Genomic DNA, 18664 nt, shown 5'->3' on the forward strand with positions numbered 1-18664 from the left:
CATCTATGGTATCATGTAACTGGTGATACTATGATAAATATTGGTTTAACAGGTTGGGGTGACCATGATATTTTGTATGAAGATTTGCAACGTAAATCAGATAAGTTGATTACATATGCAAGTCATTTTCCCATTGTAGAATTAGATGCATCATATTATGCGATACAACCCGAAAGAAATATTAGGAAATGGATAAGAGAGACGCCTGAGAGGTTTCAATTTATTGTTAAAATTCATCAGGCATTAACACTTCATGCAGATTATCATGATTTTGCTGAATCAAGACAAATACTTTTTGATCAGTTTAAAGCGATGTTAGCGCCATTAAAATCTGAAAAAAAGTTAGCGATGGTATTAGTACAGTTTCCACCTTGGTTTGACTGCACAGTTCAAAACATTAAATATATTCGATATGTACGAGAACAGTTGAAGGATTTTCCTGTCTGTATAGAATTTAGACATCAATCCTGGTTTAATGATAAGTATAAAGAAGAAACATTAGCTTTTTTAACTGAACATGACATGATACATGCGGTATGTGATGAACCACAAGTAGGCCAAGGTTCTATACCATTAGTCAATCGTATTACAAACGAAACAGCATTTGTGCGTTATCATGGTAGAAACGAACATGGATGGACAAAAAAGGACATGACGGATGAAGCTTGGAGAGACGTTAGATATTTGTATGATTATAATAAGCAAGAACTTAATGATTTAGCGCAAAAAGTGAAATTATTAGAACAAAAAGCTAAAAATATTTATGTCGTGTTTAATAATAACTCCGGTGGTCATGCTGCACAAAATGCTAAAACATACCAAACATTATTAGGCATTGATTATGAAGGCTTAGCACCACAACAATTAAAATTATTTTAGGAGCGGTCAGATATGTTAACAATAATCATTTTGATTTTAATTGGTGGTTTATCAGCCATATTGGGTTCACTTGTGGGCATTGGTGGCGGTATTATCATCGTCCCAACTTTAGTTTATTTGGGCGTAGAAAATGATTTACTACATGGCATCACACCTCAGATTGCCATAGGAACATCTTCATTAATATTAATCGTGACAGGACTATCGTCAACATTAGGTTATTTAAAAACGAAACAAGTTGACGTCAAAAATGGTTCCATCTTTTTATTTGGTTTGTTACCAGGCTCTTTGGTTGGGTCAATTTTAAGTCGTTTTTTAACTTTAGACTCTTTTAATTTATATTTTGGTATTTTCTTAATATTCGTAGCAATTCTGCTTATGATAAGAAATAATATAAAACCAATGAAAATGTTTAATAAGCCTAAGTATGAGCGTACATATGTAGACGGTTATGGAAAAATACATCATTATAGTGTTCCGCCAATTGTGGCATTTATATCAACGTTATTTATAGGTGTTTTGACGGGATTGTTTGGTATTGGTGGTGGTGCACTTATGACACCGCTAATGTTAATTGTTTTTAGATTTCCACCACATGTCGCAGTTGGTACAAGTATGATGATGATATTCTTTTCCAGCGTGATGAGTTCTATTGGACATATTGCACAAGGACATGTAGCTTGGGTATATTCTATTGTATTAATCATCTCTAGCTATTTGGGTGCGAAAATTGGTGTAAAAGTCAACCAATCCATACAATCAAATACTGTGGTTATGTTATTAAGAACAGTTATGCTTATAATGGGACTATATTTAATTATTAAGTCATTTTTATAAACTAAGAGGAGGGTACCAAGGTGAAATTAACTATTTACCATACAAATGATATTCACAGTCATTTGCATGAGTATGCCCGTATTTCCGAATATTTAGCTCAAGAGAGACCAAAATTAAATCATCCCTCGCTCTATTTAGATATTGGAGACCATGTAGATTTATCTGCTCCTGTTACAGAAGCTACTATGGGAATCAAAAATGTTGAGCTTTTAAATCAAGCACATTGTGATATAGCAACTATTGGTAATAACGAAGGTATGACAATATCACATGATGCATTAAACACACTTTATGGCAATGCAGAATTTGATGTAACTTGTGCAAATGTTTTTGACGAACAGTGTGACTTACCTCGAAATATTACATCATCAATCATCAAAGAGATTGAAGGTGTGAGAATCTTATTTGTTGCAGCCACTGCGCCATTCACACCATTTTATAGGGCTTTGGATTGGGTTGTTACGAATCCATTAGAAGCGATTAAAGATGAAATTAGCGCACATCAAGATGCGTATGACTTATTGATTATTATGAGTCATGTGGGTGTGTTTTTTGATGAAAAATTATGCCAAGAAATTCCTGAAATTGATTTAATATTGGGTAGTCATACACATCATTATTTTGAAAATGGTGAAATGAATAATGGTGTGCTAATGGGAGCTGCTGGTAAATATGGTCACTTTTTAGGTGAAGTAACATTAGAGATAGACCAAAAAAAAGTTGTAGATAAACAAGCAGTGATTTATCCAGTAGACACTTTGCCGGAAGTAGAAACACATTTCGAAAAAGAAGGTAAGGCACTGTTAAGTGATCCAGTTATTAATAGACCAGTTGATTTGCCAAGAAGGACAGATGTAATAACAAAGACGTCTTATATGTTAGCTGAAAGTATATTTGAATTTACGAATGCTGACTGCACAATTATTAATGCAGGATTGATTGTAAAAGGTATTTCAGCGGCTCAAGTGACGGAATTTGATATACATCAAATGTTACCTCATCCTATTAATGCTGTTCGCATCCGCTTAAACGGTCTAGAATTAAAAAATATAATCATTAAAAGTCAAAAGCAAGAATATCTAAATGAACATGCACAAGGTTTAGGTTTTAGAGGGGATATATTTGGTGGTTATATACTTTATAATTTAGGATTAATCGAATCTGAAGCAAGATATTTTATCAACGGAGAAGAAATTGAAGACGATAAAAGTTATGTGCTAGGTACTGTTGATATGTATACATTTGGTCGTTATTTCCCAACGCTTAAAGAACAATCTATAGATTACTTAATGCCAGAATTTTTAAGAGATATTTATAAAGATAAATTGCTCGAATATTAAAATATTACATTTTACGTTTTAATTTAATCCGATTTTCGTTATAATGATTACAGATTTGAAATCAGGAGGAATTGTACGGTTATGGCTACTAAAAATGAAGAAATTTTACGTAAACCAGATTGGTTGAAAATAAAACTGAATACTAACGAAAACTACACTGGTCTTAAGAAAATGATGCGAGAAAAGAACTTACATACAGTGTGTGAAGAAGCAAAATGTCCAAACATACATGAATGTTGGGGCGAGCGTCGTACTGCGACATTTATGATTTTAGGTGCAGTTTGTACGCGTGCATGTCGTTTCTGCGCGGTTAAAACCGGATTGCCAAATGAGTTAGATTTAGATGAGCCAGAGCGTGTGGCAGAATCTGTTGAATTAATGAATTTAAAACATGTTGTTATAACAGCGGTTGCACGTGATGATTTAAGAGATGCTGGATCAAATGTTTATGCTGAAACAGTCCGTAAAGTACGTGAGCGTAACCCTTATACTTCAATAGAAATATTACCATCTGATATGGGTGGTGACTTCGAAGCTTTAGAAACATTAATGGCTTCAAAACCAGATATTTTAAACCATAATATTGAAACAGTTCGTCGTTTAACACCAAGAGTTCGTGCTAGAGCGACCTATGACCGTACTTTAGAATTCTTAAGACGTTCTAAAGAATTACAACCTGATATACCAACAAAATCTAGTTTAATGGTAGGACTAGGGGAAACTCACGAAGAAATTTATGAAACAATGGATGATTTACGTGCAAATGATGTAGACATCTTGACTATCGGCCAATATTTGCAACCTTCACGTAAACACTTAAAAGTTGAAAAATACTATACACCATTAGAATTTGGTAAATTAAGAAAAGTAGCAATGGATAAAGGTTTCAAACATTGCCAAGCTGGACCACTTGTGAGAAGTTCTTATCATGCAGATGAGCAAGTGAATGAAGCTGCAAAAGAAAGACATCGCTTAGGTGAAGAACAACTTAACATGGATTCTAATAGTTAAAATATAGAAATTGTATTTAAAGACTTAGTTCAATTAGAGCAATTAACGACGCACGTTAACTCACTTTGGGCTAAGTCTTTTATTAGCAATTATAAAAATAGATTACTAACCTTTTTAAGTCAGACACTGTATGGTTAAATTGAGTAATGAAAATTAGATTAGGTGAGTATAATGATAAAAGTTAATAGTTTTTATTTTGAAATTATAGAAGAATATAGAGAATGTTTTGATGAAACATTATTTGCAAATCGTTACGCAGACATTTTAGATAAATATGATTATATTGTAGGAGATTTTGGATATGATCAATTAAGGTTAAAAGGATTCTATAAAGATTCGAATAAAAAGGCTGAATTAAGTAAGCGCTTTTCGACAATTCAAGATTATTTATTAGAATACTGCAATTTTGGATGTCCGTATTTTATTTTAAGAAAAGTTCCTGAAAGTGAGATTAAATCCCGAATTGAAACAGAGGATGAAAATGCAGAGATACCTTTTGAAGAAAATAAATTACAAGATGTCAAAATCCAACCAACAATTCAAGATACTGAGCATTAAGTTGATGTAGATTTAGAGTTAGTTTCATCTTATTAATAAGTTAGGCTACGATATTGAACCGAGATTTAAGGTTTAGTATCGTAGCCTTTTTCTATGATTGAAATATGGTGCCTAATGAAAAAGGCTGATTATCGTAGGTGATTCAGCCTTATATCAAGCAGTTATTATTGAATGATTCATGACATTGTGACATATCATGTGCATTAATTTCATTAGCAATATTGGATAAACTAATTGCTGACAAATTGAAGTGATTTTATGCAAGCAATATTATCTTAAACATGTGCGTTTATCGTGGTAATTATTGTATAACTTGATTGAGGTATTCAGTGATTTCATTGCCTTCATTTTCAGTTACACCTAAAATATAAGCAATATAGCCTTCTTCTTCTAAATCATCTGTACCAATAATGCCAAATTTATTTGTTTGCATGTTTAAAACCATTGTTTTTCCAAAATGGCGATCAGTTTGTATGAGCATTAAATCATAACGACTATATTCTCCGACGAAACCTACAAATTGTACCTGTGATGATTCATCGTCGTCATAGAGGTACATATCTATCATAATAAACACCCTTTCATCATTGAGTTATTAAAGTTTTTTATCATTCGAATCATTTAATGAAATAAAAAGTCTTAATTTACAGTATAACCATAAATGAATTCGACTGCAAAGGTGTGGTATGATGAGAATGATAGGGGTGACATAGATGTATTTTGTTAATAAAGAAAAGTTAGATAAAAAAATAAATTACTTACAACAATTGGTAAATGATTATCCGAAATATAGAGATAATCACTATGCATTTGAAAGAATTTCACAAATGTTGATCGAATCATCGGTAGATATTGGTAATATGATTATTGATGGCTTTATTTTAAGAGATCCAGGCAATTATAAAGATGTCATCGATATTTTAGAGTTAGAAAATGTAATCACTAAAGATACTCAAAGTAATATTAACCAAACTGTAGATGTTAGAAAACAATTCGTTCATTATTATGACGAGCTCGATACTACAAAGTTAAAACCACTTTTTGATAAAACACTTGATTATTATCAACAATTTATCGATGAGGTAATACAATTTTTGAATAATGAAAATGTGCCTATAACAGCATTTGGACAAAAAGGAGAGAAGTAAGTTTTGATGAAACAGTACAAAGCATATCTCATTGATTTGGATGGTACGATGTACAAAGGAAATGAAAAAATTGATGGTGCAGCGCAGTTTATTGAATACTTAAACAAGCATCAAATACCTCATTTATTTGTTACGAATAACTCTACCAAAGAACCTACAGAAGTAGCAGAAAAATTAAAAGCGATGGGAGTTGATGCTACAGCAGATGAAGTCGTGACGTCTGCTCTAGCAACTGCAGAATATATTGCTGATGAACAACCAGGCGCTTCAATCTATATGTTAGGTGGCTCAGGTTTAGAAAAAGCGTTAACGCAACATCATTTGAAAATAAAAGATGATGAGTATGTAGATTACGTAGTTATTGGTTTGGATGAAGCTGTAACTTATGAAAAATTAGCAACTGCTACGCTAGGTGTTCGAAACGGTGCAAAATTTATTTCAACTAATAAAGATGTATCCATACCCAAAGAACGTGGATTCTTACCAGGTAATGGCGCGATTACAAGTGTTGTGTCAGTCTCTACTGGTGTTGAACCAATATTTATTGGTAAACCAGAACCTATTATTATGAATAAAGCCTTGGAAATTTTAGGGTTAGATCGCTCTGAAGTTGCAATGATAGGTGATTTATATGATACAGATATACTTTCTGGAATCAATGTTGATGTTGATACAATACATGTTCAAACAGGTGTATCAACTTTAGATGATGTTAATCAAAAAGCAATACCGCCAACATATAGTTTTAAAGATTTAAATGAAGTAATCAAAGAACTCGAAATTTAGGAGTGATTGAATGCAAAAAATCGTAGTTAGTAGAAAAATTCCACAGAAATTTATTAAGCAATTAGAGGACATCGGTGAAGTAGAAGTTTGGGATGCGTCATTGACCCCTATGCCACGAGAAAAGTTTTTAACTGCTTTAAAAGACGCAACTGCTTGTTTTGTGACATTAAGTGAAATAATGGATGAAGAAGTGATAGAAGCTGCACCAAATCTGAAAGTCATAGCAAACATGGCAGTAGGTTATGATAATATAGATATTGATTTGATGCAAAGTAAGGGTATTGTTGTGACGAATACACCAGGTGTTTTAACTGAAACGACAGCAGAATTAGGATTTACCTTAATGCTTGCAGTGGCAAGACGTGTAGTCGAAGCGGAAACATATGTTCAAAACGGTGAATGGCAGAGTTGGGGGCCGTATTTATTTGCTGGTAAAGATTTATATCAAGCTAATGTTGGTATTTATGGTATGGGGGATATTGGAAAAGCATTCGCGAGACGCCTAAAAGGTTTCAATACGAATATAATGTATCATAATAGAACCAGACATAAAGATGATGAAGAAGCACTTGGTGCATTATACGTTTCATTTGAAACATTATTAAAAGAGAGTGATTTTGTCATTTGTACGGCACCATTAACTGCAGAAACACGTGATAAATTTGACGATAAGGCATTTAAAATGATGAAAAAAGATGCGATTTTTATCAATATCGGTAGAGGTGCTGTTGTCGATGAAGAAGCATTAGTGAAGGCGTTGCAAAATGAAGAAATTAAAGCATGTGGTTTAGATGTTTTAAGAGAGGAACCCATAGATATGCAACATCCATTACTCTCAATGAACAATGCAACGATTCTTCCACATATTGGTAGTGCATCGGTTATAACAAGAGACCGAATGATACAACTGTGCGTAGATAATATAAAGTTAGTATTAGACGAAAAAGATCCTAAAACGCCCGTTGTATAAATGATTGAAACGAATTTAAGCTGCTTATTACCTGTTTAGCTCGGGTGATTGGCAGCTTATTTTTTAGGAACATTACATTAAATAGCGTAATTTGAACTTACTTAATAAATCGAGGATGCTTACCGCATTTGATAAAAAGGTCATTACGTTCATGTATATTACTATATCTTGGGTTAGAATAGTTAAAATTAATACACAATAAATTCTTTTAAATGAGTTTATTGTGTGTTTTTTTGAATTTTAAAATAATACTCTATTTATTTATATACTATCTAACAATTTTGTTATATATATGCACAAATATTTAATTTTAATGATGTAGAAAAAAATGTATAATTAATTGGTGAAAAAGTTGAATAACTTATATACAATAAGGTGTAAAATATAAAAAATATTTTAATGAAGATGATTAATGTTGAATTTATATAAATTTTAGAGGTGAAATATGCACAAAAACGATAAAGAACATACTGCTTTACAAAAATTCAAGCCATGGTTATTGACAGTAATGTACCTAGCTATATTAATTGCATTATATTTAATTTATGGTACAGGTGATACACACAATAACTTTATTTACAATGAATTTTAATTAAGGAGACTATCATGAAAGACATCATTCAAACTTTAATAGGACATGGAGAAAATTGTCCAAATCAAGTTGCAGTTAAACATAATGACGAAATTTTGACCTATGAAGCACTAAATCGGTTAGCCAACCAACTTGCAATGATATTAAAAGATGCTAAAACACCATTGATTTTATACGGGCATATGTCCCCGTATATGATTGTAGGAATGGTAGGTAGTATGAAGGCAGGTTGTGGTTATGTTCCCCTAGATACTTCTATCCCTCAAGATCGTATGCTATCAATTATAAATAAAATTGAGCCACAATATATATTTAATACTACTGATGAACAAATAGAAATAGAGCATATTTCTTTTATTTCAAAAGATTCATTATCAAGTGTAAAACAAGATGACACCACAGTAAGTAATATAAAAAATTCTGATATTGCTTATACTATTTTTACATCAGGTTCTACTGGAGCACCAAAAGGTGTACAAATCAGTTATGAAAGTCTCAATCTTTTTACAAATTGGATGTTAGAACTCAATCAAGTTGGTTCAAATCAACAATGGCTCAATCAAGCGCCTTTTTCATTTGATTTATCTGTCATGTCCATATATCCGTGTTTAATGACTGCTGGAACCTTAAACTTAGTAGATAAAGTAATGATAAATAAACCAAAATTATTAAATCAAATGTTAGAAGAAGCAAAAATAAATGTATGGGTATCTACGCCTTCATTTATGGAAATGTGTCTTATGCTGCCACGCTTAACGGAAACATATTATAGTAATTTGAAAGAATTTTTCTTTTGTGGTGAGATTTTGGCACATAAAACGGCAGAACTATTGCTTCAACGGTTCCCATCTGCATACATTTACAATACATATGGCCCTACAGAAGCTACGGTAGCAGTCACAAGTATATTAGTTACAGATGAAGTTTTAAATCAATATAATCCATTACCAGTAGGTATTCCTCAACCGGGAACGAAGTTATCGTTAACCGACGAAGGTGAACTTATCATTTCAGGTAAATGCGTAAGTGAAGGGTATGTCAAAGATGACATACGTTCAAAAAAGGTATTTACCAAATTGGATGGTGAGAAATCTTATTATACTGGTGACAAAGCACAATTGATTGATAACCAATGGTTTATTAATGGAAGAATAGATTATCAAATTAAATTAAACGGCTATCGTATGGAATTAGAAGAAATAGAGTTTCAATTGCGAAAGTTAGCAAAAATCAGAGATGCAGTTGTTGTACCAACTTATAAAAATAACAAAGTCATTCATTTAAATGCTGCAGTTATTTTAAGTGATTGCGAAACCCACGAAGACGTTCAAACTTTGACTCATGAAATAAAAACGGAATTAAAACATGTATTGCCCGAATATATGATTCCTAAAAAGTTAATATATATGAAGAAATTACCGCTTACGATGAATGGAAAATTAGATCGTAAAAAGATTGCTGAGGCTATAGAGAAATGATTCCATACGGCGATTTTACATTTTTTCTTATAGCATTTGTTATTTTGTTACCAGTTATTATATTAGGATTTATGGGTAAGCAGAGCAAAATTTATAATGGTTTGAGTACAGCAGTCATGATTATATTAATATTTTCATCGAATAAGCATCATCTATTTGGACAAGCTTTTTTGAGTTTAGAACTGATAAATTTTATCCTTTATTTAATTTGGCAAGTGTTGATTATTATATATTATTGGCATTCTCGGTCTAAAAATAATACAACAGCAAAATTTATATCGGTTATTTTTCTCTCTGTTTTGCCACTTATTGTTGTGAAAGTTATGCAAAGTTCGTGGTTTGGAATGGCACAGTTAAAACTACATGAGAGTAAAGTCATAGAATTTATCGGATTTTTAGGCATTTCGTATGTTACTTTTAAAAGCGTTCAACTATTAATGGAAATTAGAGATGGCTCAATCAAAGAGATTAAATTTTGGAAAGTCGTACAGTTTATATCGTTTTTTCCTACCATTTCCTCAGGACCAATTGATCGTTACAAACGTTTTGTGAAAGATGACAATAAAATTCTGAGTGGAAGTGACTATAATGGTTTATTTGTCAAAGCAATACATTACATTATGCTTGGATTTTTATACAAATATATTATTGCTTATTTGATACAAACATTTGCAATTAATCCATTAATGCTCGATTTTTCTGGTGTTATCACAAAATGGTTATATATGTACGCATACAGTTTATATTTATTTTTTGACTTTGCCGGATATTCACTTTTTGCTATAGCGTTTAGCTATATTTATGGTATTCAAACGCCACAAAACTTTAACCAACCATTTAAAGCTAAAAATATTAAAGATTTTTGGAATAGATGGCATATGTCACTATCATTTTGGTTTAGAGATTGTATTTATATGCGGTCATTATTTTTTATGTCAAAGAAAAAATTACTAAAAAGTCAATTTGCAATGTCGAATATAGCCTTTTTCTTAAACTTTTTAATAATGGGCATATGGCATGGTATAGAACTTTATTACATTTTGTATGGGCTGTATCATGCAGCGTTATTTATTGGATATGGCTATTATGAAAAATGGAGAAAAAAACATCGTCCACGTTGGCAGAACCAGTTTACAACTGCTTTGAGTATTGTTGTAACATTTCATTTTGTAACATTTGGTTTTCTGATTTTTTCAGGAAAACTGTTTTAAAATTAGGAGGAATAATAATGGAATTTAAAGAACAAGTATTAGATTTATTAGTTGAAGTAACTGAAAATAATATCGTGAAAGAAAATCCTGACATTGAATTATTTGAAGAAGGTATTATAGATTCATTTCAAACGGTCGGTTTATTATTAGAAATTCAAAACAAATTAGATATTGAGGTTTCAATTATGGATTTTGACAGAGATGAATGGGCAACACCAAATAAGATTGCAGCGGTATTAGAAGAATTAAGATGAAATTAAAACATTTTATACCAATTATCATCAGTTTATGTTTATTTGGGATTTTCTTAATATTACCTTCTAGTTGGTTTAGTGGATTAATTACTCAGAAAACGTTATATAATCAACGTACTTCACTCTCAGATCAAGTGTTAAAAGGTACGTTAATCCAAGAGCAGATGTTTAAGTCGAATCATTTTTATCCAATTTACGGTTCTAGTGAACTTGGGAAAGATGACCCGTTTAATCCATCTATATTGTTGCGCGATAAAAATATGCATGCTAAGCAACCATTTCTAATTGGCACAGGTGGTTCTACAGATTTAATTAATGCTGTGGAATTAGCCTCACAATATGATCATTTAAAAGGAAAGAAAATGTCACTTATTATATCGCCGCAATGGTTTACAAACCATGGATTAACTAATAAAAATTTTGATGCTCGTATGTCTAAAGCACAGTTGAACCGCTTATTTAAGCAAAAGCATTTAAGCCCAGAACTTAAACAGCGCTATGCCAAACGTTTATTAAGATTTAAAAATGTAGAAAATCGAAACTATTTAGAAAAAGTAGCTAAAGGTAAAATTAGTGACAATGACCAATATGTATCATCATTTAAAATGAATCAATTTGAAAAAATTGAGGCAATAAAGTCGAATTTACCTCTTGCAAATACTGAGTTAGCAGACATTACACCGGTAACTGCAGAAGATGACAGTTGGGGGATGCTTCGCAATAAAGCTGAATACTATGGTGCTAAACATTCACAATCAAATATATTTAAAATTAGAGATGAGTATTGGCAATTAATAAAAAAGCATAAGCGTAAAGTGAACAGAGATTATGAATTTAATAGTAATTCTCCAGAATTTAAAGATTTGGAGTTATTGGTAGATACTATGCGAGAGGCTGGTGCTGATATTGAATATATTAGTCTTCCATCAAATGGAAAATGGTACGATCACATAGGTGTAAATAAAGAAAAACGTCAAAAAGTATATCATAAAATTAAGAACACAGTTATTAGTCGTGGCGGGAAAATTTACGACATGACAGATAAAGATTATGAACCTTATGTTATCAGTGATGTCGTCCATATAGGATGGAAAGGTTGGGTTTATATTAGTGAGCACATTGCTCAGCACATGCGCAAATAACTATTTTCAAATTAACGATGAATGATTTGAATGATGATTAAAATGTTGACTAGGACAAGAAATCGCAACTATGGATTTTCTATCGTGTTTACTGATTTTATTTATCGATTCTGCCTTTAATTAAAAATGAACAGCGTGCTGATTTCGTCAGGAATGACTTGTATAAATTTAAGCAATAAAGTCAAATCACTTCGCTATCATACAATTTTCAATTTTATTTCTGGTTTTAATATAAAAATGCACTTTCATGTTTAAATGAAAGTGCATTTTGTTATAAATCAGATATTTGATGAAAGATTCATAAACGAAGAATTCTATAAAATTTGACGTTTTTGTTGTTTAATTTATTTATAAGTTGATCAACTAGAATACTTGCTCTACTTCTACTACTCCAGGTACTTCTTCATGTAAAGCACGTTCGATGCCTGCTTTTAATGTGATTGTTGAACTTGGGCATGTACCACATGCACCGTGCAATTGAAGTTTAACAATGCCATCTTCTACATCTACTAGCGAACAGTCGCCGCCATCACGTAGTAAGAATGGACGTAGTTTTTCAATTACTTCTGCTACTTGATCAAACATTGTTACGTTTTCAGTTGGCATGGAAATGCCTCCTTTCAAGTATATTATTTCATTTTCTGTCTATCTTTTTATTATAATAGATATATAAAGAAAAATCTATCAATCGAGATAAAAGGGGATAAGTAAAATGAATAAAGTAAGTGTAGTCGTTTATGGTGCAGATGTTGTTTGTGCAAGCTGTGTTAATGCGCCAACAGCGCGTAATACTTTTGATTGGTTGCAACCATTGCTCAAAAGAAAGTATCCAGATATCCAATTTGAGTTTACGTATATTGATATAGAAAAGGATACTGAAAATTTAACTGATCATGATCAACAATATATTGAGCGTATACAAGATGATGAATTGTTCTATCCGCTTGTAACGATGAATGATGAATACGTTTCAGATGGGTATGTACAATTGAGAGATATCACTCAATTTATGGATGCGCATTAATTTAATTATTTTAAAAAAACACGTACCTATACTTTTTACGCATGTTAATAAAGTATAGGAAGACGTGTCTTTATAATTACTGATTAAAATTTATCCATTGTGATATTTGTATAACCATAGCACACCAGATTTTAAGATTGAAGCTAAACGACCCGTAACGGTTCTATCCATGATGTAAGCAAACCCTTTTTTATCACCAAGGGAACCTAAGAAGCCTTGAACTTTGAGTTCTGGCATTTTTTCTGGTAGAGGTTTACCTTGCCATTGTAATTTCATAACATCAGCAATCTGGTCTCCCTGAACTTCAGCAAGTTGTGCACTAGGTGCATGAGGTAAATCTGCACAATCGCCAACTACGTATACATTTTTATAGGTTGGGATTTGATGGTATTGGTTTAGGATGACACGGCCATCTCTGCTAATATCAATTGGTAAATTTCTAACAATTTCCACAGGTTGAATGCCAGCAGTCCATACGATTAAATCCAATGGTTCAGGTACATCGTTATTGAAAATTTTACCAGGTTCCACACGATTAATATCAGAATTTGGAACTACCGTTACATCGTTTTTTTTAAACCAATTTTCTATATAACGACTTAGCTTTTCTGGAAAACGACGTAAAATACGTTCTCCTCGATCATATAAGTATATTTGCAAATCTTTACGGCTTTCGCGAAGTTCGCTCGCTAATTCGATGCCACTTAAACCCGCACCTACAATACCCACTTTTGCTCCATTTGGTAATTCACTGATATGATGAAATGTTTCCCGTGAACTTGATAACGTTTGGATACTGTGTGTGTATTCTGCTGCTCCTGGGACATTATGATATTTGTCCTCGCAACCAAGTCCAATGACTAATTCGTCATAATCTACTTTTGTGTTGCCAACTGAAATAATTTGATCTTCTAAATTAATATCATTGATTTCTCCGTACACAATATTAATACGTTCTGAATCGGGAAAATTCATACGAATATCTTTGTCTGATTTAGTACCAGCAGCTAATTCATAGAATTCTGGTTTTAAACCATGATAAGGCATACGATCAATTAATGTAATAGAATAATTTTCAGGAAGTGCCGATGGTAAAATATGAGACATAATGCGCATATTTCCATATCCGCCACCCAATAGTACTAAATTTTTCATTTATGATACCCCTTTAGTAAAAATATATTGAGCAATTTGATAAAAATACAGTTTATTTTTTGTAAATAAATAATATTTTTATCTCTTGTCGTCAATGTAAGTCAATAAATACAATTTGGTTAAATCATGTTCGTCTTCATTGAACGAAATACCAATTTCATAATAAGCTTACTTAGATATATTATATGCTTTTTTATATACTTCTACAAATAAACGTGATGAATTGTAATTTGTAAACATAAATCTTTAAAAATACAATATGATTATAACAATATAAAAAATTAGTGTGAATGGCATTTTATACGAAAACGTGTTTTGTTTTAATTGAATTGTTACAAAAACAACAAAATGAATGATTAATTCATATAAGCTAGTAAGTGGTCAAAAGTGATGTGATTTTGTTATAATTACTAAACTGATAATTAATTGAGAGGGTGTAATATGAATCCAATAGTTGAGTTCTGCATTTCGAATTTAGCGAAAGGTGGAGATTATGTATATAATCAACTTGAAAATGATCCAGGTGTAGACGTTTTAGAATATGGATGTCTGCAAAATTGTGGCATTTGCTCAAGTGGCTTGTATGCATTAGTAAACGGTGATATTGTTGAAGGAGAATCACCAGACGACTTATTACAAAATATTTATTCACATATAGAAGAAACATGGATTTTTTAGGGAGGTAATTTCAATGGCAGTAGTTGAACTAACAGAAGCGGCAGCATACGAAGTTAAAGATATGATGGAACAGAATGATATGCCAGATGGTTTTTTGAAAATCAAAGTTAATGGTGGCGGTTGCACAGGATTAACGTATGGTATGTCTGAAGAAGCTGAACCTAGTGAAAATGATGAAATATTTGAATTTCACGGCGTCAAAGTGCTAGTTGATAAATATGATATACCAGTATTGGAAGGTACAAAAATTGATTTCAAACAATCGTTAATGGGCGGTGGCTTCCAAATAGACAATCCAAATGCAATTGCATCTTGTGGTTGTGGAAGTTCATTCAGAACTGCAAAAGTTTCTGGTTCCCCAGAAGATTGTTAAAAATTATAAACCGAGTGTTTATGGACTATAGTTCGACTAAATGTGGTTAGAACTATAGTCTTTTATCTGTTTATGTGAAAAAATAAACAATATATGCGTTTCGGCTTGAAAATAAACTATAAAAACTATAAAATTAGTGTTGGATGAAAAATGTCTTTTTTGTGAATTTCTATGTAAATCAGTAAATTATAAAAAGACGATCGCAACAAAAAAATTATGAAAGCTTAGGTGAATGAAATGGCTCAAGAACGTAAAAAAGTTTTAGTTTTAGGCGCTGGTTACGCTGGGTTACAAACTATTACCAAATTACAAAAGCAACTTTCAGCTGATGAAGCTGAAATTACATTAATCAATAAGAATGATTATCACTATGAAGCAACTTGGTTACATGAAGCTTCAGCTGGAACAATTAGTTATGAAGATGTTTTATATCCAGTTGAAAGCGTAATCAATAAGAATAAAGTAAACTTCATTAAAGCAGAAGTTACAAAAATTGATCGCAATGCTAAAAAAGTAGAAACTGATGCAGGAATCTTTGATTTTGATATTTTAGTTGTTGCTTTAGGTTTCGAAAGTGAAACATTTGGTATTAAAGGTATGAAAGATCATGCTTTCCAAATCGAAAATATTTTAACTGCACGTAAATTAGCGCGCCACATTGAAGATAAATTTGCTAACTACGCTGCTTCAAAAAATAAAGATGATAAAGATTTAGCTATTATCGTTGGTGGTGCAGGCTTTACAGGTGTTGAATTCTTAGGTGAATTAACTGACCGTATCCCTGAGTTATGTAACAAATATGGTGTAGATCAAACAAAAGTTAAAATTACTTGTGTAGAAGCTGCTCCAAAAATGTTACCTCAATTCTCTGATGAATTAGTAAACCATGCAGTTAGTTATTTAGAAAGTAAAGGTGTTGAATTTAAAATTGCTACACCGATTGTTGCTGCAAATGAAAAAGGTTTCGTAGTTAAAGTTAATGATGAAGAACAACAATTAGAAGCAAATACAGTTGTATGGGCAGCAGGTGTTCGTGGTAGTAAGTTAATGGAAGAATCATTCGAAGGCGTTAAACGTGGCCGTATTGTTACAAATCAAGATTTAACAATCGATGGTTATAATGATATTTTTGTAATAGGTGATTGTTCTGCATTTATTCCAGCTGGTGAAGAACGTCCATTACCTACTACAGCACAAATTGCAATGCAAGAAGGCGAGCACACTGCTAAGAACATTAAAAATATTTTAGAAGGTCAACCTACTCAAGAGTTTGAATATGTTGATCGTGGTACAGTATGTTCTTTAGGTGCTAACGATGGCGTTGGTGTTGTTTATGGTAAAGATATCCAAGGTAAAAAAGCTGCATTTATGAAAAAAGTAATCGATACACGTGCAGTATTCAAACTTGGTGGTATTGGTTTAGCATTTAAAAAAGGTAAATTTTAATAACTGATAACCAATAGATAAGTATCTATTGACCATAAATATTGAGGCTGAGACATAAATTGTCTCAGCCTCAAATTTTATATATAGTATGATATAATCTATCATTTTTTATAATGATCCGACATTAAAATGATACAATGTGACAGAATAAATTGAAATGAGGGATGTTTGATGAAAACAGTTATAAATAACACTTCTAAGATTGAACAAGAAACAATTATTGTTGGTGTGCCTGAACATTTAAATCAATTAGAGTCGATACGAATTGCTGGAAATGACATAAAAGACTTATTATCCCCTTTAAAAGAACATCATATTTTCAGCACCAATGTTGGAGCGATTTCGAGTACATTTTTTAAAGTAGATGAGAAGGCACATAAACTGATTACTGTGGGCTTAGGAAATACTAAAACATTAGGATATAATGATTATTTAAAAATCTTCGGAAATTTATTTCAAACCTTAAATAGAAAAAGGATAACTAAAGCATCATTGTTGTTTAACACGTTTAAATCTCAAAAAGTAGAAACGGAATTAATAGCAGAAATTCTTGGTAAACAAAGTAAACAATCTATCTATCATTTTGATGGTTATAAAACTAATAAATCAGCGCCTTATCAATTAACAATAGAGATTCACACAGAAGAAGATCACATTGTCGAGTTTATTGAACGAGGAGAGGCTATTGCAACTGCTGTTAATTTAGCACGTGATTATAGTAATATACCACCTAACATATTGACACCAGCTTATTATGCAGAATTGATACAAAATCAATTTAATGACACTAGCGTATCAGTTGATATCAAAGATAATAAAACTTTACAAAAAGAAGGTTTTGGGTTAATTCATGCAGTTGGTAAAGGTTCTAAAAATGGTCCACGCGTAATAACGTTGACTTATAATGGTGGAAAACCAGGAGAAAATCCTATTGCACTCGTTGGTAAAGGCATTACGTATGATTCAGGTGGCTATTCAATCAAATCAAAAACAGGTATGCAGACCATGAAATTTGATATGTGTGGCTCAGCAAATGTAATAGGAATGATTGAAGCTGCTCGTCAATTAGCACTGCCACTAAATATTGTTGGAATTATTGCCGCTGCCGAAAATATGGTGAATGACGAAGCAATGAAACCAGATGATGTTTACACAGCACTTAGCGGAGAATCAGTAGAGGTATTAAATACTGATGCAGAGGGGCGCCTTGTTTTAGGTGACGCTGTATTTTATGCAAATCAATTTCAGCCAAGCATAATATTAGATTTTGCAACGTTAACTGGCGCTGCTGTAGCTGCGTTAGGTGAAGATAAAGCTGCTGTTTTTAATCAAAATGCTGACACTACGTTAAAATCTATTCTACAACAAGCACAAATGATGGATGAAAAAGTCTTTGAATTACCGATTACTGACACAGAACAAGCACTGATAAGAAAAAGTGAAGTGGCTGATTTAGTTAACCATACTAATGGTCAAGGTAAAGCATTGTTTGCAGCAACATTTATCAATCACTTTGCAAGTAATACACCACACTTACATTTTGATATCGCAGGGCCTGCTACTACGAATAAATCAAGTTATAAAGGGCCTGTAGGACCTACAGGTTATCTAATATCAACAATTGTACAATGGTTACGCGTACTATAGGTGTAACAATATTATCATTAAAAACAAAAACTTCAAGTTAATTTTAGTAGATTAACTTGAAGTTTTTTTAAACTTATATCACAAGGTTGGCAGGTTAATGATTCATGTTTCATCTAAATATAAAGAAAGGATTGA

21 protein-coding genes are annotated in these 18664 nt (G+C 32.0%); 18 read left to right on the forward strand and 3 right to left on the reverse strand.

Annotated features, from left to right (window positions below; genetic code table 11):
• Nucleotides 1-30 precede the first annotated feature (30 nt).
• The 5 genes from MUA21_RS03180 (at nt 31) to MUA21_RS03200 (ending at nt 4625) form a co-directional block, all read left to right on the forward strand.
• Complete coding sequence (locus tag MUA21_RS03180) at nt 31-879, forward strand: DUF72 domain-containing protein (RefSeq protein WP_046207506.1); 849 nt, start codon at nt 31-33, stop codon at nt 877-879.
• 12 nt (nt 880-891) lie between these two features.
• On the forward strand, nt 892-1716 hold the full coding sequence (locus tag MUA21_RS03185) for a sulfite exporter TauE/SafE family protein (RefSeq protein WP_046207507.1): 825 nt from the start codon (nt 892-894) through the stop codon (nt 1714-1716).
• A 20-nt stretch (nt 1717-1736) separates the two neighbouring features.
• Nucleotides 1737-3056, forward strand: coding sequence for a bifunctional metallophosphatase/5'-nucleotidase (locus MUA21_RS03190; RefSeq protein ID WP_262561851.1), 1320 nt, complete (start codon nt 1737-1739; stop codon nt 3054-3056).
• Between the two features lie 81 nt (nt 3057-3137).
• Nucleotides 3138-4067 carry a lipoyl synthase gene (gene lipA / locus MUA21_RS03195; protein WP_046207509.1) on the forward strand — a complete coding sequence of 310 codons (930 nt, stop codon included), beginning with the start codon at nt 3138-3140 and terminating at the stop codon, nt 4065-4067.
• A gap of 171 nt (nt 4068-4238) precedes the next feature.
• The gene (locus MUA21_RS03200) at nt 4239-4625 is read left to right on the forward strand and encodes a YutD family protein (protein WP_064209465.1); all 387 of its coding nucleotides are present in this window, start codon (nt 4239-4241) and stop codon (nt 4623-4625) included.
• A 301-nt stretch (nt 4626-4926) separates the two neighbouring features.
• Here MUA21_RS03200 and MUA21_RS03205 read toward each other — a convergent pair whose 3' ends face one another.
• On the reverse strand, nt 4927-5193 hold the full coding sequence (locus MUA21_RS03205) for a DUF3055 domain-containing protein (protein WP_046207511.1): 267 nt from the start codon (nt 5191-5193) through the stop codon (nt 4927-4929).
• A 145-nt stretch (nt 5194-5338) separates the two neighbouring features.
• Between MUA21_RS03205 and MUA21_RS03210 the strand changes: the two genes are divergently transcribed.
• The 8 genes from MUA21_RS03210 to dltD all read left to right on the forward strand — a co-directional run bounded on the left by MUA21_RS03210 (nt 5339) and on the right by dltD (nt 12206).
• Complete coding sequence (locus MUA21_RS03210) at nt 5339-5773, forward strand: DUF86 domain-containing protein (protein ID WP_046207512.1); 435 nt, start codon at nt 5339-5341, stop codon at nt 5771-5773.
• A gap of 6 nt (nt 5774-5779) precedes the next feature.
• Nucleotides 5780-6559 carry a 5' nucleotidase NucF gene (gene nucF, locus MUA21_RS03215; protein ID WP_145381522.1) on the forward strand — a complete coding sequence of 260 codons (780 nt, stop codon included), beginning with the start codon at nt 5780-5782 and terminating at the stop codon, nt 6557-6559.
• A gap of 10 nt (nt 6560-6569) precedes the next feature.
• The gene (locus MUA21_RS03220) at nt 6570-7529 is read left to right on the forward strand and encodes a 2-hydroxyacid dehydrogenase (RefSeq protein ID WP_046207514.1); all 960 of its coding nucleotides are present in this window, start codon (nt 6570-6572) and stop codon (nt 7527-7529) included.
• A gap of 445 nt (nt 7530-7974) precedes the next feature.
• A complete protein-coding gene (locus MUA21_RS03225) occupies nt 7975-8121 on the forward strand; it encodes a teichoic acid D-Ala incorporation-associated protein DltX (protein ID WP_070039178.1) in 147 nt (48 codons plus the stop codon).
• Nucleotides 8122-8135: 14 nt separating this feature from the next.
• Entirely contained in the window at nt 8136-9599 is a 1464-nt protein-coding gene (gene dltA, locus MUA21_RS03230; RefSeq protein ID WP_107526031.1) for a D-alanine--poly(phosphoribitol) ligase subunit DltA, read from the forward strand.
• Entirely contained in the window at nt 9596-10810 is a 1215-nt protein-coding gene (gene dltB / locus MUA21_RS03235) for a D-alanyl-lipoteichoic acid biosynthesis protein DltB (protein WP_103161299.1), read from the forward strand. Before dltA ends, dltB begins: the two co-directional genes overlap by 4 nt.
• 17 nt (nt 10811-10827) lie before the next feature.
• Entirely contained in the window at nt 10828-11064 is a 237-nt protein-coding gene (gene dltC, locus MUA21_RS03240) for a D-alanine--poly(phosphoribitol) ligase subunit 2 (protein ID WP_046207518.1), read from the forward strand.
• A complete protein-coding gene (gene dltD, locus MUA21_RS03245) occupies nt 11061-12206 on the forward strand; it encodes a D-alanyl-lipoteichoic acid biosynthesis protein DltD (RefSeq protein WP_107526032.1) in 1146 nt (381 codons plus the stop codon). Before dltC ends, dltD begins: the two co-directional genes overlap by 4 nt.
• Before the next feature lie 363 nt (nt 12207-12569).
• Here the strand turns inward: dltD and MUA21_RS03250 are convergent, their stop codons facing one another.
• Entirely contained in the window at nt 12570-12812 is a 243-nt protein-coding gene (locus MUA21_RS03250; protein WP_019469675.1) for a NifU family protein, read from the reverse strand.
• Nucleotides 12813-12918: 106 nt separating this feature from the next.
• On the opposite strand from MUA21_RS03250, the gene MUA21_RS03255 reads away from it, so the two are divergent.
• Entirely contained in the window at nt 12919-13230 is a 312-nt protein-coding gene (locus MUA21_RS03255) for a YuzD family protein (RefSeq protein ID WP_064209460.1), read from the forward strand.
• Nucleotides 13231-13320: 90 nt separating this feature from the next.
• Here the strand turns inward: MUA21_RS03255 and MUA21_RS03260 are convergent, their stop codons facing one another.
• Complete coding sequence (locus tag MUA21_RS03260) at nt 13321-14385, reverse strand: NAD(P)/FAD-dependent oxidoreductase (protein ID WP_145395326.1); 1065 nt, start codon at nt 14383-14385, stop codon at nt 13321-13323.
• A gap of 441 nt (nt 14386-14826) precedes the next feature.
• Here MUA21_RS03260 and MUA21_RS03265 point away from each other — a divergent pair, with 441 nt between their 5' ends.
• The 4 genes from MUA21_RS03265 to MUA21_RS03280 all read left to right on the forward strand — a co-directional run bounded on the left by MUA21_RS03265 (nt 14827) and on the right by MUA21_RS03280 (nt 18529).
• Nucleotides 14827-15063, forward strand: coding sequence for a YuzB family protein (locus MUA21_RS03265; RefSeq protein WP_019469672.1), 237 nt, complete (start codon nt 14827-14829; stop codon nt 15061-15063).
• 13 nt (nt 15064-15076) lie between these two features.
• On the forward strand, nt 15077-15436 hold the full coding sequence (locus tag MUA21_RS03270; RefSeq protein WP_262561854.1) for a HesB/IscA family protein: 360 nt from the start codon (nt 15077-15079) through the stop codon (nt 15434-15436).
• A gap of 237 nt (nt 15437-15673) precedes the next feature.
• On the forward strand, nt 15674-16882 hold the full coding sequence (locus MUA21_RS03275; RefSeq protein ID WP_046207523.1) for an NAD(P)/FAD-dependent oxidoreductase: 1209 nt from the start codon (nt 15674-15676) through the stop codon (nt 16880-16882).
• A gap of 171 nt (nt 16883-17053) precedes the next feature.
• Nucleotides 17054-18529 (forward strand): leucyl aminopeptidase family protein, encoded by a 1476-nt coding sequence (locus MUA21_RS03280; protein ID WP_262561855.1) that lies wholly within the window; start codon nt 17054-17056, stop codon nt 18527-18529.
• Nucleotides 18530-18664 lie beyond the last annotated feature (135 nt).

The sequence above is a fragment of the Staphylococcus ureilyticus genome (genome assembly GCF_025558845.1).
Lineage (GTDB): Bacteria > Bacillota > Bacilli > Staphylococcales > Staphylococcaceae > Staphylococcus > Staphylococcus ureilyticus.